Annotated in this window: 20 protein-coding genes and 1 pseudogene; 16 read left to right on the top strand and 5 right to left on the bottom strand. The window is 65.1% G+C overall.

Annotated elements, in window-relative coordinates; all coding sequences use genetic code 11:
- Window positions 1-102: 102 nt before the first annotated feature.
- Window positions 103-1,080 (bottom strand): NADPH:quinone oxidoreductase family protein, encoded by a 978-nt coding sequence (locus LRS03_RS07365; RefSeq protein WP_257824733.1) that lies wholly within the window; start codon window positions 1,078-1,080, stop codon window positions 103-105.
- Between the two features lie 95 nt (window positions 1,081-1,175).
- On the opposite strand from LRS03_RS07365, the gene surE reads away from it, so the two are divergent.
- The 5 genes from surE to rlmD are packed head-to-tail and all read left to right on the top strand — an operon-like array spanning window position 1,176 to window position 6,098.
- Window positions 1,176-1,922, top strand: a complete 747-nt coding sequence (gene surE, locus LRS03_RS07360) for a 5'/3'-nucleotidase SurE (protein WP_257824731.1) — start codon at window positions 1,176-1,178, stop codon at window positions 1,920-1,922.
- Complete coding sequence (locus tag LRS03_RS07355) at window positions 1,919-2,734, top strand: protein-L-isoaspartate(D-aspartate) O-methyltransferase (RefSeq protein WP_257824730.1); 816 nt, start codon at window positions 1,919-1,921, stop codon at window positions 2,732-2,734. Before surE ends, LRS03_RS07355 begins: the two co-directional genes overlap by 4 nt.
- Before the next feature lie 41 nt (window positions 2,735-2,775).
- A complete protein-coding gene (locus tag LRS03_RS07350) occupies window positions 2,776-3,678 on the top strand; it encodes a peptidoglycan DD-metalloendopeptidase family protein (protein WP_257824728.1) in 903 nt (300 codons plus the stop codon).
- Between the two features lie 39 nt (window positions 3,679-3,717).
- Complete coding sequence (gene rpoS, locus LRS03_RS07345; RefSeq protein ID WP_257824727.1) at window positions 3,718-4,725, top strand: RNA polymerase sigma factor RpoS; 1,008 nt, start codon at window positions 3,718-3,720, stop codon at window positions 4,723-4,725.
- 29 nt (window positions 4,726-4,754) lie between these two features.
- Window positions 4,755-6,098 carry a 23S rRNA (uracil(1939)-C(5))-methyltransferase RlmD gene (gene rlmD, locus LRS03_RS07340; protein WP_257824725.1) on the top strand — a complete coding sequence of 448 codons (1,344 nt, stop codon included), beginning with the start codon at window positions 4,755-4,757 and terminating at the stop codon, window positions 6,096-6,098.
- Window positions 6,099-6,153: 55 nt separating this feature from the next.
- Here the strand turns inward: rlmD and LRS03_RS07335 are convergent, their stop codons facing one another.
- The 3 genes from LRS03_RS07335 to bfr all read right to left on the bottom strand — a co-directional run bounded on the left by LRS03_RS07335 (window position 6,154) and on the right by bfr (window position 7,803).
- Entirely contained in the window at window positions 6,154-6,855 is a 702-nt protein-coding gene (locus LRS03_RS07335; RefSeq protein ID WP_257824713.1) for a Bax inhibitor-1/YccA family protein, read from the bottom strand.
- Window positions 6,856-6,976: 121 nt separating this feature from the next.
- Window positions 6,977-7,198, bottom strand: coding sequence for a (2Fe-2S)-binding protein (locus tag LRS03_RS07330; protein ID WP_257824712.1), 222 nt, complete (start codon window positions 7,196-7,198; stop codon window positions 6,977-6,979).
- 125 nt (window positions 7,199-7,323) lie between these two features.
- Window positions 7,324-7,803: a bacterioferritin gene (gene bfr / locus LRS03_RS07325; RefSeq protein ID WP_257824711.1), complete on the bottom strand. Its 480-nt coding sequence runs from the start codon at window positions 7,801-7,803 to the stop codon at window positions 7,324-7,326.
- Window positions 7,804-8,093: 290 nt separating this feature from the next.
- Between bfr and carA the strand changes: the two genes are divergently transcribed.
- The 4 genes and pseudogenes from carA to LRS03_RS07305 all read left to right on the top strand — a co-directional run bounded on the left by carA (window position 8,094) and on the right by LRS03_RS07305 (window position 13,548).
- The gene (carA, locus tag LRS03_RS07320; protein ID WP_257824710.1) at window positions 8,094-9,263 is read left to right on the top strand and encodes a glutamine-hydrolyzing carbamoyl-phosphate synthase small subunit; all 1,170 of its coding nucleotides are present in this window, start codon (window positions 8,094-8,096) and stop codon (window positions 9,261-9,263) included.
- Window positions 9,256-12,511, top strand: a pseudogene (gene carB, locus LRS03_RS07315) (carbamoyl-phosphate synthase large subunit). Before carA ends, carB begins: the two are co-directional and overlap by 8 nt.
- A gap of 108 nt (window positions 12,512-12,619) precedes the next feature.
- Entirely contained in the window at window positions 12,620-13,096 is a 477-nt protein-coding gene (gene greA, locus LRS03_RS07310) for a transcription elongation factor GreA (protein ID WP_257824709.1), read from the top strand.
- 8 nt (window positions 13,097-13,104) lie between these two features.
- On the top strand, window positions 13,105-13,548 hold the full coding sequence (locus tag LRS03_RS07305; RefSeq protein WP_257824708.1) for a DUF4149 domain-containing protein: 444 nt from the start codon (window positions 13,105-13,107) through the stop codon (window positions 13,546-13,548).
- 6 nt (window positions 13,549-13,554) lie between these two features.
- Here LRS03_RS07305 and LRS03_RS07300 read toward each other — a convergent pair whose 3' ends face one another.
- The gene (locus LRS03_RS07300) at window positions 13,555-14,028 is read right to left on the bottom strand and encodes a YhbY family RNA-binding protein (RefSeq protein ID WP_257824707.1); all 474 of its coding nucleotides are present in this window, start codon (window positions 14,026-14,028) and stop codon (window positions 13,555-13,557) included.
- Window positions 14,029-14,070: 42 nt separating this feature from the next.
- On the opposite strand from LRS03_RS07300, the gene LRS03_RS07295 reads away from it, so the two are divergent.
- The 7 genes from LRS03_RS07295 (at window position 14,071) to pstA (ending at window position 22,200) form a co-directional block, all read left to right on the top strand.
- A complete protein-coding gene (locus LRS03_RS07295) occupies window positions 14,071-14,754 on the top strand; it encodes an RlmE family RNA methyltransferase (protein ID WP_257824706.1) in 684 nt (227 codons plus the stop codon).
- Window positions 14,755-14,904: 150 nt separating this feature from the next.
- Window positions 14,905-16,788: an ATP-dependent zinc metalloprotease FtsH gene (gene ftsH / locus LRS03_RS07290; protein ID WP_257824705.1), complete on the top strand. Its 1,884-nt coding sequence runs from the start codon at window positions 14,905-14,907 to the stop codon at window positions 16,786-16,788.
- A gap of 64 nt (window positions 16,789-16,852) precedes the next feature.
- Window positions 16,853-17,689, top strand: coding sequence for a dihydropteroate synthase (folP, locus tag LRS03_RS07285; protein ID WP_374685040.1), 837 nt, complete (start codon window positions 16,853-16,855; stop codon window positions 17,687-17,689).
- A gap of 57 nt (window positions 17,690-17,746) precedes the next feature.
- Window positions 17,747-19,081, top strand: a complete 1,335-nt coding sequence (gene glmM, locus LRS03_RS07280; RefSeq protein WP_257824704.1) for a phosphoglucosamine mutase — start codon at window positions 17,747-17,749, stop codon at window positions 19,079-19,081.
- Window positions 19,082-19,214: 133 nt separating this feature from the next.
- Complete coding sequence (pstS, locus tag LRS03_RS07275) at window positions 19,215-20,249, top strand: phosphate ABC transporter substrate-binding protein PstS (RefSeq protein ID WP_257824703.1); 1,035 nt, start codon at window positions 19,215-19,217, stop codon at window positions 20,247-20,249.
- A 113-nt stretch (window positions 20,250-20,362) separates the two neighbouring features.
- A complete protein-coding gene (pstC, locus tag LRS03_RS07270; protein ID WP_257824702.1) occupies window positions 20,363-21,340 on the top strand; it encodes a phosphate ABC transporter permease subunit PstC in 978 nt (325 codons plus the stop codon).
- Window positions 21,337-22,200, top strand: a complete 864-nt coding sequence (gene pstA / locus LRS03_RS07265; protein ID WP_257824701.1) for a phosphate ABC transporter permease PstA — start codon at window positions 21,337-21,339, stop codon at window positions 22,198-22,200. Before pstC ends, pstA begins: the two co-directional genes overlap by 4 nt.
- The last annotated feature ends 10 nt before the right edge of the window (window positions 22,201-22,210 follow it).

Below are 22,210 nucleotides of genomic sequence, written 5' to 3'. Positions count from 1 at the left end.
CGTAGCGCACTGACCTGGCTGTGCGTATCCCACACTCATCAATCACGAGGAGAGGCCACGTTGGCAGCGCACGCCTCCGGTGCGCTGCGGCGAGAACGGGCTTTACTCGTTGACGAGGACGAGCTTGCCACGCACCTGGCGACTGCCCATGCGGGTGAAGGCGTCTTTGAGCCCGGTCATGGGCAGTCGGGTGTCGATCACCGGCTTGATCTTGCCTTGCGCATACCAGGCGGCCAGGTCGGCCAGGGCCTGAACGTGGTTCTTCGGCTCGCGGCGCGCGAACTCACCCCAGAACACGCCGACGATCGACGCGCCCTTGAGCAGCGTGAGGTTCAGCGGGATGGCGGGGATGGTGCCTTGTGCGAAACCGATCACCAGATAACGGCCGCGCCAACCGATCGAGCGGAACACCGGCTCGGCCAGGTCGCCGCCCACCGGGTCGTAGACGATGTCGGGGCCCTTGCCGTCGGTGAGCGCCTTGATCTCGTCGCGAATGTTGGACTTGGCGTAGTTGATGGTCGCGTCGGCGCCCAGTTCCTTGCAGAGCGCGCATTTCTCATCGCTCGAGGCGGCGGCGATCACCTTGGCGCCGGCGGCCTTCGCGATCTGGATGGCAGCGGTGCCCACGCCACCGGCGGCGCCCAGCACCAGCACGGTCTCGCCGGCCTTGAGTGCGCCACGGTCCATCAGGGCGTGCCAGGTGGTGCCGTAGGTGCAAAGGAATGCCGCGGCGTCGTCGAAGGCGAAGCCCTTGGGCAGTGGCATCAGCAGCGAGGTCTTCGCCACGACGTGAGTGCCGAAGCCGCCACCGCCGCCGAACGCGGCGACCGCGTCGCCCACCTTGAAGTTGGTCACGCCGTCACCCACGGCTTCGATCACGCCGGCGTACTCCGAACCGGGCACGAAGGGCGGTGTGGGCTTGGCCTGGTACTTGTTCTGGACGATGAGCAGATCGGGGAAATTGAGGCTCGCCGCCTTGATGGCGATGCGCACTTCACCGGCCTTGGGCTCGGGGGTCGGGAGGTCCTTCCACTCGAGGGCCTCTGGGCCGATCGGGTTCTCGCAGAGCCATGCTTTCATCGTCGTCTCCATGCTGATATGAGCGGGCCGATGATGATAGACGTCACGCCTTTGCCGGCCCCGTCACGCAGGTGACGAGTCCCTACAATCGCCGCATGCGCATCCTCATTGCGAATGACGACGGGTACCTCGCCCCCGGGCTGGCCGCACTGGTGCGAGCCTGTGAAGGCCTTGGCGAGATCGACGTGGTGGCACCCGAGCAGAACGCGAGCGGTACGTCCAACTCACTCACGCTGAACCGCCCCTTGTCGGCCTACACGGCGGCCAATGGCTTCCGATACTTCAACGGCACACCTTCCGATTGCGTGCACGTTGCGCTCACCGGTCTCTTGCCGCACCGGCCCGACCTGGTGCTCTCGGGCATCAACAACGGCGCCAACATGGGCGACGACACGCTGTATTCGGGCACGGTCGCTGCGGCGATGGAAGGCTTCCTCTTCGGCATTCCGGCGATCGCGTTCTCGCAGGTCGAAAAGGGCTGGGCGCACGTCGACGAAGCCGCGCGGGTGGCGCGTTCGATCGTCGAGCATGTGCTGGCGTCGCCGCCCTCTGCGGCACCTTGGCTCCTGAACGTCAACATCCCCAACCGCGCCGACGCGCTGAGTCTGCCCCGTGAAGTCACGCGCCTCGGCCGCCGCCATGCGAGCCAGCCGGTGATTCGCGAGACCAACCCGCGCGGCGAGCCCATCTACTGGATCGGCCCCGCGGGCGACGCTCGCGATGCCGCTTCGGGCACCGACTTCCACGCCACCGCCAACGGCCGCATCTCGATCACGCCGCTGCAGGTGGACCTCACCGATCACGCCGGCTTGCCGGCATGGCGAGAGTGGATGGCGGCATGACGACACCCGAGCGCCCGCGCCCGAAGTTTCCCCTGCAGCTCGAAGGCCTGGCCTCGGGCGGCAGTGCCAAGAAGGCACCGCTGCTGCGGCCACAGGCGCCGCTGCAGCAGGCTGCGGCCGATTCGGCGCGTGCGGTACGGCCTTCCGGTCTGGGCCTCGATTCGGTCGACGTGCGCCAGCGCATGGTGAGTCGCCTGCAAGTCGCGGGCTTGCGCCATGAGCTGGTGATCGGCGCGCTGAACAAGGTGCCGCGCCATCTCTTCGTCGACACGGCGCTCGCGACCCAGGCCTATGAAGACACCAGCCTGCCGATCGGGCACGGGCAGACCATCTCCAAGCCCTCGGTGGTCGCCCGCATGATCGAGCTGCTGATGGCGGGTGCGAATGCGCGCGCGCGTCAGTCGCTCGGGCAGACGCTGGAGATCGGCACCGGTTGCGGTTACCAGGCCGCAGTGCTTGCGCAGCTGTCGCGGCAGGTGATGAGCGTCGAGCGCTTGAAACCGCTGCACGACAAGGCCCGCGAACTGCTTGCTCCCTTGCGCCTGACCCACATCCGGCTGGTGTATGGTGACGGCATGCGCGGGCATGCACCGAACGCGCCGTACGACAGCATCATCTCCGCCGCCGGCGGCGAGGCGCTGCCCGATGCTTGGCTCGATCAGCTCGCCGTCGGCGGCCGGCTGGTGGCGCCCGTGCACGATGCCGGCGGACGCCAGCAGGTGCTGGTCGTCGTCGACCGCACCGAGAATGGCTACCTGCGATCGGTGCACGAAGCTGTGAACTTTGTTCCTCTGAAATCAGGATTGGATTGATGACGTCGACCTTGTCAGGATCGATACACCCCCACTGCGTGATGGCGCCGCGAGGGGGCATTGCGCGTTTGATGCTCGGTGTTGCTGCCGTGCTGGTCATGGCGGGCTGCGCCTCGCCGAACAAATACCGCGCGCCGGTGGAAGACCGCTCGCTCGCCACGCGGCAGCCCGCCGCGGCGGCGCCGGTGGCTGCAGCCGCTTCGGCCCCCGCGACGACCGAGCCCGCAGTCAAGCCACTGCCCGGTAGCGAGAACGCCGGCAAGGCGGGCTATTACTCCGTGAAGCCGGGCGACACGCTGATCCGCATCGGCCTGGAAACCGGTCAGAGCTGGAAAGACATCCTCAAGTGGAACAACCTCGAGAACCCCAACGTGATCGAGGTCGGGCAGGTGCTGCGCGTCGTGCCGCCGGGCGTGGACCCGAACGCGGTGTCGACGCGGCCGGTCACGCTGCCGCGGCTGGAGTCCCGCCCGCTGGATGCGAAGAACCCTCCGGCCCCGCCGCCCAATGCGGCGTCGACGCCTCCTGCTCCCCCACCCGTGATGCCGGCGCCTCCGGTGGCCCGCGAGGGTGACGACAACGTCAACTGGTTGTGGCCAGCCACCGGCTCGGTCGTGGGCACGTTCGACGAGTCGCGCACCAAGGGCATCGCCATCGCCGGCAAGGCGGGTGACCCGGTTGTCGCGGCGGCCGATGGCAAGGTGGTCTACGCCGGCTCGGGGCTGCGCGGCTATGGCAACCTTGTGATCATCAAGCACAACAACACCTACCTCACGGCCTACGCTCACAATCAGGCCCTGATGGTCAAGGAAGAACAAGCTGTCAAGCGTGGGCAGAAGATCGCCGAGATGGGTTCTTCGGATGCGGAGCGCGTGCAGTTGCACTTCGAAATCCGCAAACAAGGCAAGCCGATCGACCCGGCAAGGCTCTTGCCGCCGCGCTGAGCGCACGCCACCGACCGCCCGGACCTGCACACGCGCACCATGAGCAAGAAGCGCCACACGGGGAACGGGTCTGCGATCGAGCATCCGCCAGTGGGCGGCATGCCGCCTTCACTGCAGTCGGTGCTGCAGACGACCGTCGACGAGATCGAGAGCGACGAGCCGGCGCCGGCGTCTGCTGCCGAGATCACGGCCGGAGAGGGTGAGGTCGGCAACACCCTGCAGGCCTACCTGCGCGAAATTCGCCGGGCGCCGCTCTTTACGCCCCAAGAGGAGTTCGAGACCGCCACGCGGGCCCGTGCTGGCGACTTCTCCGCGCGTCAGCAGATGATCGAGCGCAACCTGCGCCTGGTCGTCAGCATCGCGAAGAACTATCTCGGCCGCGGCCTGCCGATGACCGACCTGATCGAAGAAGGCAACCTCGGCCTGATGCACGCGATCGGCAAGTTCGAGCCCGAGCGCGGCTTTCGCTTTTCGACCTATTCGTCGTGGTGGATACGCCAGAGCATCGAGCGCGCGATCATGCACCAGGCCCGCCTCGTGAGGCTGCCAGTGCACGTGGTGCGCGAACTCAACCAGGTGCTCAAGGCGCGGCGTGCGCTCGAAGCGGCGATGGCGCATCCCGATGGCGAACAGCAGGTGAGGGTCGAAGACATCGCACTGCGCGTCGGCCGCCCGGTGCAGGAGGTGGCAGAGCTGCTCAAGTTCGCCGAAACGCCGACCTCGCTCGATGTCCCGCTGGACCGAGACGGGACCGAGTCGATGCTCGACAGCGTGGCCGACGACGGGTCGAGCGACCCGGTCAATCTCACGCTGCACAACGAAGTCGAGTTGTTGCTCCAGCATGGCCTGCAGGAGCTGAGTGACCGTGAACGCGAGGTGCTGGCCGGTCGCTACGGCCTGCACGACCGCGAGCCCGAGACGCTGGAAGTGCTGGCCGAACGGCTGGGCCTCACGCGTGAGCGCATCCGCCAGATCCAGCAGGAGGCGCTGGTCAAGTTGAAGCGCCGCATGACGCGCAGCGGCGTGAGCCGCGATTCGCTGTTCTGAGGGCCGTGCCGGGCTGAGACAATCGGCCCATGACAGCAGCAGATGAATGGCTCAAGGTCGAATCGCTCGACCTCGAAGCGCAGGGCGTGGCGCACAACGCCGAAGGCAAGGTCGTCTTCATCGACGGGGCACTGCCCGGCGAAGAAGTTCGGGTGAGCGTGCAGCGCCGCAAGAACAACTGGGAGCAGGCGACCGTCGTCGACTTGCGCCGCGAGAGTTCGCAACGCGTGACCCCGCGGTGCCGGCACTTTGGCACCTGCGGGGGCTGCAAGATGCAGCATTTCCACGTGGGCGCGCAGGTCGCGACCAAGCAACGCGCGCTCGAAGACGCGTTGTGGCACCTGGGCAAGGTGAAGGCCGAGCGGGTGCTGCGGCCTATCGAAGGGCCGGCCTGGGGCTATCGCTACCGTGCACGCCTGTCGGTGCGTCACGTGGTGAAGAAGGGCAAGGTGCTGGTCGGCTTCCATGAACGCAAATCGAGCTATGTGGCCGACATGGACAGCTGCGAGGTGCTGCCCCCGCACCTGAGCGCGCTGCTGCTGCCTTTGCGCGGACTGATCGCCGCGATGGACCAGCGGGACCGTCTGCCGCAGATCGAGGTGGCGGTGGGTGACGAGGTGACGGCCTTGGTGCTGCGTCACCTGGAGCCTCTGAGCGCGGCTGACCTGCAACGCTTGCGCGACTTCGGCGCGCAGCACGACATTCAGTGGTGGCTGCAGCCCAAGGGCCCCGACACCGCGCATCGGCTGGACGAACGCGGCCCGCGCCTCGCCTACACCCTGCCCGAGTTCGGCATCACGATGCCGTTCAAGCCGACCGACTTCACCCAAGTGAACCACCAGATCAACCAGGTGCTGGTGGGCCAGGCGCTGAGGCTGCTGAGCGCGCAGCCGCAGGAGCGGGTGATCGACTGGTTCTGCGGGCTCGGCAACTTCACCTTGCCGATTGCGACGCAGGCGCAGCAGGTGCTCGGCATCGAAGGCAGCGAGGCGCTCGTCGCGCGCTCGCGCGAGAACGCGGCCTTCAACGGGCTGGCGGGCAGGACGGAGTTCTTGGCGCGCAACCTCTTCGAGATCACGCCGCAGGAGCTGGCGGACCATCGCCCTGCGGACAAATGGCTCGTCGACCCGCCGCGCGAAGGAGCTTTTGCGCTGGTGAAGGCGCTGGCCGAGCTGACGGCTGACCCGTCACTGGCGCCGGGCTACCCGGCGCCGTCCCGCATCGTCTACGTGAGCTGCAACCCGGCCACCTTGGCGCGCGACGCCGGCCTGCTGGTGCACCAGGCCGGCTACCGTTGCGTGGCCGCCGGAGCCGTCAACATGTTCCCGCACACCGCGCATGTAGAAAGCATGGCGGTCTTCGAAAAGAGCTGAGCACAAAGAGAAGGGGCCCCAAAAGGGGCCCCGCCTTCCGTCTTGCCGATGGGCGTCAGTCGCGCTCGCCACCGAAGATGCCGAGCAGGCTCAGCAGGTGCACGAACACGTTGTACACGTCCAGGTAGATTGCGAGCGTGGCCGTCACGTAGTTGGTTTCGCCACCGTCGACGATGCGCTTCAGGTCGTACAGCATGTAGGCTGAGAAGATCAGCACGGCCAGTACCGACACCGTCATCATGAGCGCCGGCATCTGCAGCCAGATATTGGCGACGCTTGCGACGATCAGGCCGATGACGCCGACGAACAGCCACTTGCCCAGGCCCGAGATGTCGCGCTTCATCGTGCTGGCCAGCGTCGCCATGCCGAAGAACACCAGGGCGGTGCCGCCGAAGGCCGTGGTGATCAGCTGGCTGCCGTTGCGGAAGTTGCCGAGCACCGCGCCGATCATGCGCGACAGCATCAGTCCCATGAAGAAGGTGAAGGCCAGCAGCAGGATCACGCCCAGGCCTGAGTTCTTGGTTTTTTCGATGGCGAAGAAGAAGCCGAATGCGACTCCCATGAACACCATGAAGCCAATGAAGGGGTTGGCGGCGAACCAGCTGAAGCCGAACTGAAGGCCGACCCAGGAGCCCACCACCGTGGGCACCAGCGACAGCGCGAGCAGCCAATAGGTGTTGCGCAGGACGCGGTTGCGCTGCTCAACGGACGGGACCGCGCCGGCGAAACCGTAGGCGGTCTGCAAGTTGTCGTTCATGGAACCTCCTTGAAGAGGACGATCGGATTCTGAGACCCGGACGCCAAAATTCTAGTTCCGCCCTGGGCAGGCAGCATCCACGAAAACGTGCAGCAGGGAGCGTGCCTGCCCGAGGCGGTGCTCAGGCGGCGACGGCGATCGGGATGTGGAGAGAGGTGATGCCGTGTTGGCGAGGCGCTGCCGAGCGGGCGGCTTCGAAGACGCTGCGCGCGCAGTCGGTGCAGCGCCCGCAGCAGGAGGCCACTCCGCTGTCCATCTGGAGTTCGTCAAAACTCGCACACCCGTTGTGGGCGTGGCGCTCGATGTCACGGTCGGAAACTCGCCGGCAGACGCAAACAATCATGTCGATCCTCGCCGCCCAAACTTCGGGCTGGTGGATCGCACTATAAATAAGAATGATTCGCAGTTCAAGTGCGACCAGACCCCTTTTGGGGACTGGTGGGCGCCCGTCGGTTCTGCAGCGCGCCGTCAGGAGGCGATTTCGCCCATCTGCGACTGCTGGTAGTTCTGCAGCCCGACCTTGTTGACCAGTTCGAGCTGGGTTTCCAGGAAGTCGATGTGCTCTTCGGTGTCGTCGAGGATGGTCTGCAACAGTTCGCGCGACACGTAGTCGCGCACCGATTCGCAATGGGCGATGCCGTCCTTGATGGTGGCTTGGGCGGCTTGCTCCAGCTTCAGGTCGCACTGCAGGACTTCCACAGTGTCCTCGCCGATCAGAAGCTTGCCGAGGTCCTGCAGATTGGGCAGGCCGTCGAGCGTAAGGATGCGATCCATGAGCTTGTCGGCGTGCTTCATTTCGCCGATGGACTCGGCATATTCCTTGGCCGCCAGCTTGTCCAGGCCCCAGTGCTTGAAGATCCTGTAGTGCAGGAAGTACTGGTTGATGGCCGTCAGTTCGTTCTTCAGCTGTGCGTTGAGGAACTCGATGACCTTCGCATCGCCCTTCATGGTCGTGTCCTTTTTGTTGGTGGGGAGAAGGCCCGATTATCAGAGCCTCGTGCGCACACACCGGATCTCACTACGCATCGATCAGGCTCTCAAAACGATACGCGTTCTCGTCCGCAATTGATGCGGTGGTGGGGTGTCGCGGCCGTGTGCTCGGGTACAATTCGAAGGTTTACCCGCAAACCCCCACCGCCCAGCGAAGCCTCTCGCTGTTCCCGCGAAAACTCCATCAGTTTTCCCACCGGTTTCATGCTCGTAGAGCAGAGCTGGGCGCGCACAAAACGGAGAATCGTGTGCCCCCGCCATTGCTGCCCAACCAAGCTCAGGCTCTTCTCGCACTCGCGGATGGAACGGTCTTCAAGGGTGTGTCGATCGGCGCTGCCGGCCACACCGTCGGTGAAGTGGTGTTCAACACCTCGCTCACCGGCTACCAGGAAATCCTGACCGATCCGAGCTACTGCCGCCAGATCGTCACGCTGACCTATCCACACATCGGCAACTACGGCATCAACCCAGAAGACGTCGAGGCCACGAAGGTGCATGCCGCCGGTCTCGTGATCAAGGATTTGCCGATCGTCGACTCCAATTTCCGCAAGACGATCGACCTCTCCGGCTACCTCAAGGCTGAAGGCACGGTCGCCATTGCCAACATCGACACCCGTCGCCTGACCCGCGTGTTGCGTACCACCGGAGCGCAAAACGGGTGCATCTTCACGCTGCCGCTCGGCGAGGCGTTGACACCAGCCCATACCGACAAGGCGATCGCGCTCGCCCGCTCGGCCCCGTCGATGAGTGGGCTCGACCTCGCCAAGGTGGTGACCCAGACCGAGGTGAGCGAGTGGACTGAAACCGAATGGTCGCTCGATGGCGGCTACGGCAAGCTGCAGTCCACCCGTTTCCATGTGGTGGCCTATGACTTCGGCGTGAAGCGCAACATCCTGCGCATGCTGGCCAGCCGCGGCTGCAAGGTCACGGTGGTGCCGGCGCAGACGCCTGCCGCCGAAGTGCTGAAGTACAAGCCCGATGGCATCTTCCTCAGCAACGGTCCCGGTGACCCTGAGCCCTGCGACTACGCCATCAGGGCGGCCCGCGAACTGATCGACGCCGGCATTCCGACCTTCGGCATTTGCCTCGGCCACCAGATCATGGCGCTTGCCTCGGGCGCCAAGACCTTCAAGATGAAGTTTGGTCACCACGGTGCGAATCACCCGGTGAAAGACCTCGACAACGGCCGCGTCAGTATCACGAGCCAGAACCACGGCTTCGCGGTCGACGAGAAGACGCTGCCCGCCAACCTGCGCGCCACGCACGTGAGCCTCTTCGACGGCACGCTGCAAGGTCTGGCCCGCACCGACAAACCCGCTTTCTGTTTCCAGGGCCACCCCGAGGCCTCCCCAGGACCGCATGACATTGGCTATTTGTTCGACCGCTTCACTGCGCTGATGGAGAAGAAGAATGCCTAAGCGCCAAGACCTCAAATCCATCCTCATCATCGGTGCCGGCCCGATCATCATCGGCCAGGCCTGCGAGTTCGACTATTCCGGCGCCCAGGCCTGCAAGGCACTGCGCGAAGAGGGCTACAAGGTCATCCTCGTCAACAGCAACCCAGCGACGATCATGACCGACCCGGAGATGGCCGATGTGACCTACATCGAGCCCATCACCTGGCAGGTGGTCGAGAAGATCATCGCCAAGGAGCGCCCCGACGCGATCCTCCCGACCATGGGCGGCCAGACCGCGCTCAACTGCGCGCTAGACCTGCACAAGAACGGCGTGCTCGCCAAGTACAACGTCGAGATGATCGGCGCGAATGAGAAGGCGATCGAGAAGGCCGAAGACCGCCTCAAGTTCAAGGACGCGATGACCGGCATCGGTCTGCACTCGGCCAAGAGCGGCATCGCCCACTCGATGGAAGAGGCGCTGGCGGTGCAGAAGCGCATCACGCAGGAGATCGGTGGCAACGGCTTCCCGATGGTGATCCGCCCGAGTTTTACGCTCGGCGGCACCGGCGGCGGCATTGCCTACAACCCAGAAGAGTTCGAAGAGATCTGCAAGCGAGGCCTCGACCTCTCGCCGACGAAAGAACTGCTGATCGAAGAGAGCCTCATCGGCTGGAAGGAATACGAGATGGAAGTCGTGCGCGACCGCGCCGACAACTGCATCATCGTGTGCTCCATCGAGAACCTCGACCCGATGGGCATCCACACCGGTGACTCCATCACGGTGGCTCCGGCGCAGACGCTGACCGACAAGGAATACCAGTTGTTGCGCAACGCCTCGATCGCCATCCTGCGCGAGATCGGCGTCGACACCGGCGGCTCCAACGTGCAGTTCTCGATCAACCCGCAGAACGGCCGCATGGTCGTGATCGAGATGAACCCGCGTGTGTCGCGCTCCTCCGCGTTGGCTTCCAAGGCGACCGGCTTCCCGATCGCCAAGGTCGCTGCCAAGCTGGCCGTCGGCTACACGCTGGACGAGCTGAAGAACGACATCACCGGTGGTGCTACGCCGGCTTCGTTCGAGCCGAGCATCGACTACGTCGTCACCAAGATCCCGCGTTTTGCGTTCGAGAAGTTCCCGGCGGCCGACTCGCACCTCACGACGCAGATGAAATCGGTGGGCGAGGTCATGGCGATGGGCCGGACCTTTCAGGAAAGTTTCCAGAAGGCCCTGCGCGGCCTCGAGACCGGTATCGACGGCCTGACCGAGCGCAGCACCGATCGGGATGAGATCATCGAAGAGATCGGCGAGCCGGGCCCGGAGCGCATCCTCTACGTCGGTGACGCCTTCCGCATCGGCATGAGCCTGAAGGAAGTTTTCGAGGAAACCGCCATCGACCCGTGGTTCCTGGCGCAGATCGAACAGTTGATCCAGATCGAAAAGTCGCTGGCGGGCCGTGCACTCGACGGCCTGAGCACCGAAGAGCTGCGCTACCTCAAGCAGAAGGGCTTCTCCGACAAGCGCCTGGCCAAGCTGCTTGGCACGAACCAGCACGCGGTGCGCGAAGCGCGTTGGGCGCAGAACGTGCGCCCGGTCTACAAGCGCGTCGACACCTGCGCGGCCGAGTTCTCCACGCAGACGGCCTACATGTACTCCACGTATGACGAGGAGTGCGAAGCCGAGCCCACCAGCAAGAAGAAGATCATGGTGCTCGGCGGTGGCCCGAACCGCATCGGCCAGGGTATTGAGTTCGACTACTGCTGCGTGCACGCGGCCCTCGCGATGCGCGAAGACGGCTACGAGACCATCATGGTCAACTGCAACCCGGAGACCGTGTCGACCGACTACGACACCTCTGATCGCCTGTACTTCGAGCCGGTGACGCTGGAAGACGTGCTCGAAATCGTCGACAAGGAAAAGCCGCTCGGCGTGATCGTGCAATACGGCGGCCAGACGCCGCTGAAGCTCGCACTCGACCTGGAGCGCGCCGGTGTGCCCATCGTCGGTACCACGCCCGATAGCATCGACATCGCCGAAGACCGCGAGCGTTTCCAGAAGCTTTTGCACGAGACTCGGCCTCAAGCAGCCGCCCAACCGCACCGCCCGCACCGAAGAGCAGGCGCTGCAACTGGCGCAAGAGATCGGCTACCCGCTGGTGGTGCGCCCGAGCTACGTGCTCGGCGGCCGTGCGATGGAAATCGTGCACGGCGACAAGGACCTCGAGCGCTACATGCGCGAAGCGGTGAAGGTGAGCGAGAAGTCGCCGGTTCTGCTCGATCGCTTCCTCGACGACGCGATCGAAGTCGACGTCGACTGCATCAGCGACGGCACCGACTGCATGATCGGCGGCATCATGGAGCACGTCGAACAGGCGGGCATCCACTCGGGCGACTCGGCCTGCTCGTTGCCGCCGTATTCGCTGCCGAAGACGCTGCAAGACGAACTGCGCCGCCAGACCGTGGCGATGGCCAAGGCACTGAAGGTCAAGGGCCTGATGAACGTGCAGTTCGCGATCCAGGGCGAAGGCGCCGATGCGATCGTCTACGTGCTCGAAGTTAACCCACGGGCCTCGCGTACGGTGCCCTTCGTCTCGAAGGCCACCGGCCAGCCGCTGGCCAAGATCGCCGCGCGCTGCATGGTGGGCCAGAAGCTTGCCGACCAGAAGGACAGCAAAGGCCGCGTGCCGGCGGAAGTGATCCCCCCGTACTTCTCGGTCAAGGAAGCCGTCTTTCCGTTCAACAAGTTCCCGGGTGTCGACCCGATCCTCGGGCCAGAAATGCGCTCGACTGGCGAGGTGATGGGCGCAGGCCGCAGCTTCGGCGAAGCCATGCTCAAGAGCCAGCTCGGTGCCGGCTCGCGCCTGCCCGACCGCGGCACGGTCTGCATCACAGTGAAGAACAGCGACAAGGCCCGTGCGGTGGCCGTAGCGCGTGACCTCGTGAAGCTTGGCTTCCAGGTCATCGCGACCAAGGGCACGGCGGCGGCGATCGCCGAAGGTGGCGTGCCGGTGAAGGTCGTCAACAAGGTCAAGGACGGCCGCCCCCACATCGTCGACATGGTCAAGGGCGGCGAGATCCAGCTGGTCTTCACCACCGTGGACGAGACGCGCACGGCAATTGCCGATTCACGCCACATCCGCCAGGCGGCGCTGGCCAACCGTGTCACGTACTACACGAGCATGGCCGGCTGCGAAGCCGCCGTCGAGGGCATGAAGCATCAGGACGATCTGGTGGTGCTATCCCTGCAGGAACTGCACGCGGAACTGCACTAGACTTTCTTGATCACTGGTATCCATCGGCCGCCGCCGAAGCTCCCGCAAGGGACCGGGCGGCGGCTCTCTTTTGGTTCGTCTTTTTTTGAGTCTCAAGGTTTCATCACCATGGCCACCATTCCCATCACCACCCGCGGCGCACAACTGCTGAAAGAAGAGCTGCACCGCCTGAAGACCGTGGAGCGCCATGCCGTGGTGCAGGCGATTGCCGAGGCACGCGCCCAGGGCGACCTGTCCGAGAACGCCGAGTACGAAGCCGCGAAGGACAAGCAGGGCTTCATCGAAGGCCGCATCCAGGAGATCGAAGGCAAGCTCGCCGCCGCGCAGATCATCGACCCGAGTTCGCTGAATGCCGGAGGCAAGGTCGTGTTCGGTGCAACGGTCGACCTGGAAGAGGAGTCGACCGGTGCCGCCGTCACCTACCAGATCGTGGGAGACGACGAGGCCGACCTGAAGCAGGGGCGCATTTCCATAAGCTCGCCCATCGCGCGTGCGCTCATCGGCAAGGATGTCGGCGCTGTAGCTGACGTGCAGGCGCCGGGTGGCGTCAAGAGCTACGAGATCGTCGACGTCCGCTACATCTGAGCGTGCGCATGGATCCGCGGCGACTCGCGGCCGTGGCAGCAGCCCTGTGGGCGGGGCTGATCGTGGGCATTGGCCTGATTGCGGCCCCGGCGGCTTTTGCTGTTCTGCAGCGCAGCGTGGCAGGTGCGGTGGCCGGGCGCATGTTCACCCACGAGGCTTATGTCGGCCTGGCGTTTTCGGCCTTGCTGCTGTGGGCGGTGCGCCGAGTGGCGCGCAGCGACGCGGCAGCGGGCCGCGGTTCCCAGCTCAGCCTTTCGCTGGTTCTGGTGCTGGTCGCCTTGTTTTGCACGGTCTTCGGCCACTTCGGCTTGCAGCCCATGATGGCGACGGCCCGTGCGGGCGAGGGCGCCTGGTCATTTGCGGCGCTGCACGGGGTCTCGGCCGCGCTTTTCGGCCTCAAGGGCCTGGTGCTCGTGGTGCTGGCGTGGCGGCTGACGAGGCCGCCCGCCTGAAGCCGCTCAGTCGGCCACTGTGCGCTTGATGCTGGTCTGCCGCTTGCGGGCCCGCTTGATCTGCCCGCCAGCGGCGACACGCTCGTTGCCCAGTACCTTCACCTTTTTGATCTGCGGGCGGTTGTTGCCGCTCTTGGAGAACTTGATGATCTTCACCACCTTGGGGCCGGCGCCGCGGTCTTCGCGCTCGGCCTTTTCCTTCGGGGGCATGGGACGCCAGAGGATCAGCAGCTTTCCGATGTGCTGGATGGGCGCTGCGTTCAACTCATCGCACAGCGTGGCGAACATCGCTTCTCGGGTGTCGCGCTCGTCGGAGAAGACGCGCACCTTGATCAGCCCGTGGGCCTTCAGCGCGGCATCGGTTTCCTTGATGACCGCGCTGGTGAGGCCTTCGCCGCCGATGCGGACGACGGGTTCCAGGTGGTGGGCTTGGGCGCGGAATTCTTTGCGCTGCGCGGGGCGGAGTTCGATGGCGGACATGTGCCTATTATCCGTGCCAAGGTGCGATGCTCTGGCCTTCCAATGAAAACGAACACCAAAAGCAAGAAGGTCAACAAGGCATGGTTGCACGACCATGTGACCGACCCCTACGTCACCCTGGCCCAGAAAGAGGGCTACCGGGCGCGGGCCGCCTACAAGCTCAAGGAAATCGACGAAACCCTGCATCTGATCAAACCCGGCCAGTTGGTGGTGGACCTGGGCTCGACGCCCGGCGCGTGGAGCCAATACGTCCGGCGCAAATTCGCGGTGGGAGGGGCGGCGCCCGGTTTGCTGCACGGAACGATCATTGCGCTCGATATCCTGGAGTTCGAGCCGATCGAAGGCGTGCATTTCATCCAGGGTGATTTCCGGGAGGCGTCCGTCCTGGCGCAACTCGAGGCCTTGGTCGCTGGCCGCCCGGTGGACGTGGTGGTGTCGGACATGGCGCCCAACCTCTCGGGCATCGCCAGCACCGATGCGGCCCGCATCCAGCATCTGGTCGAATTGGCCGTCGATTTCGCCCAAAACCACCTCAAGCCCCAGGGAGCCTTGGTGGCCAAGGTCTTTCACGGCGGCGGTTACAACGAGCTGGTCGCCCTGTTCAAAACGACATTCCGTGTGGTCAAAGCCCTGAAACCCAAGGCTTCGCGGGATCGATCGGCTGAAACCTTCCTGATCGGAATCGGTCTCAAGACGGGCGGTGTGGCGGCCGATAGGCCGGTGTGAAGAAATGCCGGGCGACCCGGCGGATACACCTCGCTGAGACGAGGGCGTGATTCGGCAGCTGAAATACTTGACTGAACTAGAATCCTCCCCATATGCCGTGGATGCAGGTCGCTTGGCCTGAGCGGAAGTTTTGATTGCAAAGGAGCCGCGGTGAACAACCAATGGTTTTCGAAGGTTGCTGTCTGGCTGGTGATTGCCCTCGTGCTGTTCACCGTGTTCAAGCAGTTCGACAAACCCCGCGTCGCCGAAAGCGTGACGTACACCCAGTTCATGGACGACGCGAAGGCCGGCAAGGTCAAGCGGGTCGAGGTCCAGGGCCGCAATCTCAAGGTCACGCCGAACGACGGCTCCGCCTACACCATCGCATCGCCTGGCGACATCTGGATGGTTGGCGACCTGATGAAGTACGGCGTGCAGGTGTCGGGCAAGGCCGATGAAGAGCCTTCGATCCTGATGAGCATCCTGGTCTCCTGGGGCCCGATGCTGCTGCTGATCGCCGTGTGGATCTACTTCATGCGCCAGATGCAGGGCGGCGGCAAGGGCGGCGCCTTCAGCTTCGGCAAATCCAAGGCCCGCATGCTCGATGAGGCCAACAACTCCACCACCTTCGCCGACGTCGCCGGTTGCGATGAAGCCAAGGAAGAGGTAAAGGAGCTTGTCGACTTCCTGAAAGACCCGCAGAAATTCCAGAAGCTCGGCGGTCGGATTCCACGCGGCGTGCTGCTGGTCGGCCCTCCGGGTACCGGCAAGACGTTGCTCGCCAAGGCCATCGCCGGCGAAGCCAAGGTGCCGTTCTTCAGCATCTCGGGTTCCGACTTCGTTGAGATGTTCGTCGGTGTCGGCGCCGCCCGCGTGCGCGACATGTTCGAGCAGGCCAAGAAGAGCGCGCCTTGCATCATCTTCGTCGACGAAATCGACGCCGTTGGCCGCCATCGTGGTGCCGGCCTGGGCGGCGGCAACGACGAGCGCGAGCAGACGCTGAACCAGATGCTGGTCGAGATGGACGGCTTCGAGACCAACCTCGGCGTGATCGTGATGGCGGCCACCAACCGGCCCGACATCCTCGACCCCGCGCTGCTGCGCCCGGGCCGTTTCGACCGCCAGGTTTACGTGACGCTGCCCGACGTGCGTGGCCGCGAGCAGATCCTCAACGTGCACATGCGCAAGGTGCCCGTCGGCCAGGACATCCGTGCCGACATCCTCGCCCGCGGCACGCCCGGCTTCAGCGGTGCCGATCTGGCCAACCTGGTCAACGAGGCGGCTCTCTTTGCTGCGCGCCGCAACGGCCGCGTGGTCGAGATGGTCGACTTCGAGAAGGCCAAGGACAAGATCATGATGGGCCCCGAGCGCAAGTCCATGGTCATGCCCGAGGAAGAGCGCAAGAACACGGCGTACCACGAGGCCGGCCATGCCCTGGTGGCGCGCCTGATGCCCAAGACCGACCCGGTCCACAAGGTCACGGTGATCCCGCGCGGCCGTGCGCTGGGCGTCACGATGCAGTTGCCCGAAGGCGACCGCTACAGCCTGGACAAGGAGCGCATGCTCTCGACCATCAGCGTGCTCTTCGGTGGCCGCATTGCGGAAGAGGTGTTCATGAACCAGATGACCACCGGCGCCAGCAACGACTTCGAACGCGCGACGCAGATCGCCCGCGACATGGTCACCCGCTACGGCATGAGCGAGGCAATGGGCCCGATGGTCTACGCCGAGAACGAGGGCGAGGTCTTCCTCGGCCGCTCGGTCACCAAGACGACCAACGTCTCGGAAGAGACGATGCAGAAGGTCGACCTGGAAGTGCGCCGCATCATCGACGAGCAGTACTCGGTGGCCCGCAAGCTGATCGAGAACAACCAGGACAAGATGCACGCCATGGCCAAGGCGCTGCTCGAATGGGAAACCATCGACACGGAGCAGATCGACGACATCATGAACGGGCGCCCGCCGCGCCCGCCCAAGGACTGGAACCCGGCCTCGGGCAAGTCGGGTGGCAACACGCCGCCGGTCAACCCGGACAGCGCGCCGGCTGCCGCCTGAGCGGCGCCGAGGGCACATCGCACAACGGGGCTTCGGCCCCGTTTTTCTTGGGTCTCACCGCAGCATGACCGTGATCTGGCAGACCACCCGCTTCCGCATCGACCTCAGCCGCCCGCGGGTGATGGGCATCGTAAACATCACACCCGATTCGTTCTCGGACGGTGGCCGCCACGCCACGACGCAAGCCGCGGTGGCCTATTGCGAGCAACTGCTGAAGGAGGGGGCCGACATGCTCGACCTCGGAGGCGAATCGAGTCGCCCTGGTGCCGAGCCTCTGCCGCTCGAAGAGGAGCAGGCCCGCGTGCTGCCCGTGCTGCGGGAAGCCTTGAAGCTGGGCGTGCCGGTCTCGGTCGACACCTACAAGCCCGAGACGATGCGCGCCGCCCTGGAACTCGGTGCCGACATCGTCAACGACATCTACGCGCTGCGCTGGCCGGGCGCCGTGGAGGCCGTGGCGGCGCACCCCGGCTGCGGCGTTTGCCTGATGCACATGCAGGGAGAGCCGATGTCCATGCAGCAACGGCCCATCTACGGCGATGTGCTGGATGAGGTGGGTCGCTTCCTGCGGGACCGCGCAGCGCTTCTCGAACAAGCCGGCGTGCAGCGCGAGCGCATCACGCTGGACCCGGGCATCGGCTTCGGCAAGACCGTCGAGCACAACGTGGCGCTGCTAGCGCGCCAACGTGAGCTGCTGGGCTTGGGCTACCCACTGCTCATCGGCTGGTCACGCAAAAGCAGCCTCGGTGTCTTGACGGGGCGCCCGGTCGAGCAGCGCCAGGCGGCAAGCCTTGCTGCCGCGCTCGCAGCCGCGGTGCGCGGCGCCAAGGTGCTGCGCGTCCACGACGTGGCCGCTACCGTCGACGCCCTCAAGGTGGGGGAAGCTGCGGGGCTCTGGCCCTGAAACGCTGCTGCACAATTCCGGGGCAGGACGACAGCACGCCTCTCACGACATCACAACATGAGCAGAACTTATTTCGGCACCGACGGCATCCGCGGCACGGTGGGGCAATCGCCCATCACCCCTGACTTCATGCTGCGCCTCGGCCATGCGGTCGGCCGGGTGCTGAAGGGGCAGAGCGGTCGGCCCACGGTGCTGATCGGCAAGGACACGCGCATCTCGGGCTACATGATCGAGTCGGCGCTGGAGGCGGGCTTCGCCTCGGCCGGGGTCGACGTGCTGCTGACCGGCCCGCTGCCCACGCCGGGTGTGGCTTACCTGACCCGCGCGCTGCGGCTCGACTTGGGCGTGGTCATCAGCGCCTCGCACAACCCGTACGGCGACAACGGCATCAAGTTTTTTTCCGCCCACGGCCAGAAGCTGCCTGACGAATGGGAACGGGCGGTGGAAGCGATGCTCGACGAAGCCCCGCGCTGGGTCGATTCGTCTCAGCTCGGCAAGGCGCGCCGCATCGACGACGCCCGCGGCCGCTACGTCGAGTTCTGCAAGAGCACCTTCGGCAACGACCTGTCGCTGAAGGGCCTGAAGGTGGTGGTCGACGCCGCGCACGGCGCGGCGTACCAGATCGCACCCGAGGTGTTCCATGAACTCGGGGCCGAGGTCGTGTGCATCGGCTGCAGCCCGGACGGCACCAACATCAATGCCGGTTTCGGCGCTACCGCGCCCGATGCGCTGGTGAAGGCCGTGAAGGAGCACGGCGCCGACTACGGCGTGGCGCTCGATGGCGACGCCGACCGGCTGCAGCTGGTCGACGCCGGTGGCCGTCTCTACAACGGTGACGAGCTGCTCTACGTGATGGTGGCCGATCGACTGGCGCAGGGCCAGCGTGTCAACGGGGCCGTGGGCACGCTGATGACCAACATGGCCGTCGAGGTGGCCCTGAAAGGCCAGGACATCGAATTCGTGCGCGCCAAGGTCGGCGACCGCTACGTGCTCGAAGAGTTGTCCGCTCGCGGCTGGCTGCTCGGCGGCGAAGGCTCCGGCCATCTGCTGGCGCTCGACAAGCACACCACCGGAGACGGCATCGTCAGCGCCTTGCAGGTGCTGCAGGCGGTGATGCGCGGCGGCCGCTCGCTGGCCGAGTTGCTGGCGCCGGTGTCGCTGTTCCCGCAGGTGCTGATCAACGTCCGCCTCCAGCCGGGGCAGGATTGGAAGGCGACCCCCGGCCTGGCGGACCTTCAGGCCCAAGTCCAGCGGGAGCTGGGGCAGGACGGGCGCCTCCTGATCCGACCGTCCGGCACCGAGCCACTTGTCCGCGTGATGGTCGAGGCCCGCGACGCCGGATTGGCGAAATCTTGTGCGGAGCGTCTCGCCAATCTCCTCAAAGCCGGCTGATTTCCGGCTTTTTGACAGTTCCAAGACCTGTTTGTGACAGCCTTCGGGCCGTCGCCCGAATGTCACACGACTGTCATCTGCGACTTCTACAGTGCCGGCAGTCCCTCTGTCAGCCCTCTGGAAAGGCGCAACCATGACCTACCCCATCGTTCGACTCGCAACCACCGCCGCCCTCTCGCTGCTCGCCGCCGCGGCCTCTGCCCAGGACGTGACCGGCGCCGGCGCTACGTTCCCCGCTCCGCTGTACGCCAAGTGGGCCGATGCCTACAACAAGGCGACCGGCGTGCGCATCAACTATCAGTCGGTCGGCTCTGGCGCCGGCCTGAAGCAGATCGGCAGCAAGACGGTGGACTTCGGCGCATCGGACATGCCGCTCAAAGACGACGTCCTGCAAAAGGACGGCCTGATCCAGTTCCCGACCGTGATTGGCGGCGTGGTGCCGGTCGTCAACATCGCCGGCATCAAGCCGGGGCAGATCAAGCTCACCGGCCAGGTGCTGGGTGACATCTATCTGGGCAAGATCACCAAGTGGAACGATGCCGCCCTCGTGGCACTGAACCAGGGTGTGCCGCTGCCTGACGCCGCGATCTCGGTGGTGCGCCGCGCCGACGGCTCGGGCACGAGCTTCATCTTCACGAACTACCTGTCCAAGGTGAACGCCGAATGGCAAGCCAAGGTGGGCGAGGGCACGGCCGTGAACTGGCCGACCGGCGCCGGCGGCAAGGGCAACGAAGGCGTGGCCGCGTTTGTCAACCGCCTGCCGAACTCCATCGGCTACGTCGAGTACGCCTACGTCAAGCAGAACAAGATGACGTACACGCTGTTGAAGAACAAGGACGGCAACTTCGTGGCCCCCGACGACCTCAACTTCAAGGCCGCTGCTGCCGGCGCCGACTGGGCCAAGACCTTCTACCAGGTGCTGACCGAGCAGCCTGGCAAGGACGCCTGGCCGCTCACGGGCGCGACCTTCATCATGATGCACAAGCAGCAGGACAAACCTGCCCAGGCCGCCGCCACACTCAAGTTCTTCGACTGGGCCTATGCCAACGGCGACAAGGCCGCCGCAGAACTGGAATACGTGGCGCTGCCGGATTCGGTGAAGAACCTGGTCCGCAAGCAGTGGGCGCAGATCAAGGATGCGGGCGGCAAGCAAGTCGCTGGCCTCTGATCGTCCGAAGCTCATAGAAGTCGCGGCGCAGGCCCTGGGAAGGGCTGCGCCGCTCTCAAGACGGAGGGACCTTGGCCGCTACACTCCCCGCATCTCACTACGATCAGGACAAGATGGACCGCTCCGACCCGATGGGGCGACCGCCGTCCCGCCGGCGTGTCATGCCCTGGGCCGACACCCTGTTCTCGGTGCTTGCGCATGGCGCCGCGATCCTGACCCTGCTGATGCTGGTCGGCATCATCATCTCGCTGCTGATCGGGGCCATGCCCGCGATCCAGGAATATGGCCTCGGTTTCCTGGTGAGCAGCGACTGGGACCCGGTGCAGAACAAGTACGGCGGCCTCGTGATGATCTACGGCACGCTGATGACCTCGCTGATCGCACTGGTCATTGCCGTGCCGGTGAGTTTTGGTATCGCGCTCTTCCTCACGGAGCTTTCACCCGGGTGGTTGCGCCGCCCGCTGGGCACGGCGATCGAGCTGCTCGCCGCTGTGCCGTCGATCGTCTACGGCATGTGGGGCCTGCTGGTGTTCAGCCCGGTGCTGTCGACCTACGTGCAGCAGCCGCTGCAGTCGCTCTTTGGCAACACGCCCTTCCTGAAGGATCTGGTGTCGGGGGCGCCGGTGGGCATCGGCATCCTGTCGGCGGGGATCATCCTCGCGATCATGATCATTCCCTTCATCGCCTCGGTGATGCGCGACGTGTTCGAAGTCACGCCGGCGATGCTGAAGGAGTCGGCCTACGGGCTCGGCGCCACCACCTGGGAAGTGGTGTTCAAGGTGGTGCTGCCGTACACCAAGACCGGCGTCATCGGCGGCATCATGCTCGGCCTCGGCCGCGCGTTGGGTGAGACGATGGCCGTCACCTTCGTGATCGGCAACGCCAACCAGCTCAACGGCCCTTCGCTCTTCGAAGCGGCCAACAGCATCACCTCGGTGCTGGCCAACGAGTTCGCCGAAGCTGGCGAAGGGCTGCACCAGGCCTCGCTGCTGTACCTGGCGCTGGTGCTGTTCTTCATCACCTTCGTCGTGCTGTCGCTGTCGAAGCTGCTGCTGGCGCAGCTCAAGAAGAGTGAAGGAACGCGCACATGAGCACCACGATCTCTGCCGCGCGCCTGGCCAAGCACAAGGGCCGCAAGCGCATCAACGCGATTGCGCTGACCCTCTCGCTGGCGGCCATGGCCTTCGGCCTCTTCTGGCTGATCTGGATCCTGATCGAGACGGTGCGGCTGGGCTTTGGCGGCCTGGCGTGGTCGGTGTTCACCGAGATGACGCCGGCGCCGATGGCCGACACCGGCGGCCTGGCCAACGCGCTGATGGGCTCGCTGATGATGGTGATGCTCGCCACGCTGGTCGGTACGCCGATTGGCGTGATGGCCGGCGTTTACCTTGCCGAATACGGCCAGAAGACCTGGCTCGGTGGCGTTACCCGCTTCATCAACGACATCCTGCTCTCGGCACCGTCGATCGTGATCGGCCTCTTCATCTACGCCGTGGTCGTGGCGCGCATGAAGAGCTACTCGGGCTATGCAGGCGTTCTGGCCCTGGCGCTGATCGTGATCCCGGTCGTGATCCGCACCACCGAGAACATGCTCGCGCTGATCCCGAATGCACTGCGGGAGGCGGCCTACGCGCTGGGCACGCCCAAGTGGAAAGTCATCTCCAGCGTCACGCTGAAGGCGGCACGCGCCGGCGTCATGACCGGGGTGCTGCTGGCCTTTGCGCGCATCGCGGGTGAGACGGCTCCGCTGCTCTTCACGGCGTTGTCGAACCAGTTCTGGTCGACCAACCTGTCGGCGCCGATGGCCAACTTGCCGGTGACCATCTTCAAGTTCGCGATGAGCCCCTACGAGAACTGGCAGAAGCTGGCGTGGGCGGGCGTCTTCCTGATCACCCTCGGCGTGCTGGCTCTGAACATCGTGGCGCGGGTCTTCTTCCGCAACAAACACTGATTCCGAAAGC

The organism is Rhizobacter sp. J219 (genome assembly GCF_024700055.1).
Lineage (GTDB): Bacteria > Pseudomonadota > Gammaproteobacteria > Burkholderiales > Burkholderiaceae_C > Rhizobacter.
The sequence above is the reverse complement of the archived record's forward strand: the minus strand, read 5'-3'. Positions and strand labels throughout refer to the sequence as shown.

Excerpts from the sequence above, each read along its gene's own strand:
- LRS03_RS07365 (WP_257824733.1), bottom strand. The coding sequence starts at position 1,080 with ATGAAAGCATGGCTCTGCGAGAACCCGATCGGCCCAGAGGCCCTCGAG.
- surE (WP_257824731.1), top strand. The coding sequence starts at position 1,176 with ATGCGCATCCTCATTGCGAATGACGACGGGTACCTCGCCCCCGGGCTG.
- LRS03_RS07355 (WP_257824730.1), top strand. The coding sequence starts at position 1,919 with ATGACGACACCCGAGCGCCCGCGCCCGAAGTTTCCCCTGCAGCTCGAA.
- LRS03_RS07350 (WP_257824728.1), top strand. The coding sequence starts at position 2,776 with ATGGCGCCGCGAGGGGGCATTGCGCGTTTGATGCTCGGTGTTGCTGCC.
- rpoS (WP_257824727.1), top strand. The coding sequence starts at position 3,718 with ATGAGCAAGAAGCGCCACACGGGGAACGGGTCTGCGATCGAGCATCCG.
- rlmD (WP_257824725.1), top strand. The coding sequence starts at position 4,755 with ATGACAGCAGCAGATGAATGGCTCAAGGTCGAATCGCTCGACCTCGAA.
- LRS03_RS07335 (WP_257824713.1), bottom strand. The coding sequence starts at position 6,855 with ATGAACGACAACTTGCAGACCGCCTACGGTTTCGCCGGCGCGGTCCCG.
- LRS03_RS07330 (WP_257824712.1), bottom strand. The coding sequence starts at position 7,198 with ATGATTGTTTGCGTCTGCCGGCGAGTTTCCGACCGTGACATCGAGCGC.
- bfr (WP_257824711.1), bottom strand. The coding sequence starts at position 7,803 with ATGAAGGGCGATGCGAAGGTCATCGAGTTCCTCAACGCACAGCTGAAG.
- greA (WP_257824709.1), top strand. The coding sequence starts at position 12,620 with ATGGCCACCATTCCCATCACCACCCGCGGCGCACAACTGCTGAAAGAA.
- LRS03_RS07305 (WP_257824708.1), top strand. The coding sequence starts at position 13,105 with ATGGATCCGCGGCGACTCGCGGCCGTGGCAGCAGCCCTGTGGGCGGGG.
- LRS03_RS07300 (WP_257824707.1), bottom strand. The coding sequence starts at position 14,028 with ATGTCCGCCATCGAACTCCGCCCCGCGCAGCGCAAAGAATTCCGCGCC.
- LRS03_RS07295 (WP_257824706.1), top strand. The coding sequence starts at position 14,071 with ATGAAAACGAACACCAAAAGCAAGAAGGTCAACAAGGCATGGTTGCAC.
- folP (WP_374685040.1), top strand. The coding sequence starts at position 16,853 with ATGACCGTGATCTGGCAGACCACCCGCTTCCGCATCGACCTCAGCCGC.
- glmM (WP_257824704.1), top strand. The coding sequence starts at position 17,747 with ATGAGCAGAACTTATTTCGGCACCGACGGCATCCGCGGCACGGTGGGG.
- pstS (WP_257824703.1), top strand. The coding sequence starts at position 19,215 with ATGACCTACCCCATCGTTCGACTCGCAACCACCGCCGCCCTCTCGCTG.
- pstC (WP_257824702.1), top strand. The coding sequence starts at position 20,363 with ATGGACCGCTCCGACCCGATGGGGCGACCGCCGTCCCGCCGGCGTGTC.
- pstA (WP_257824701.1), top strand. The coding sequence starts at position 21,337 with ATGAGCACCACGATCTCTGCCGCGCGCCTGGCCAAGCACAAGGGCCGC.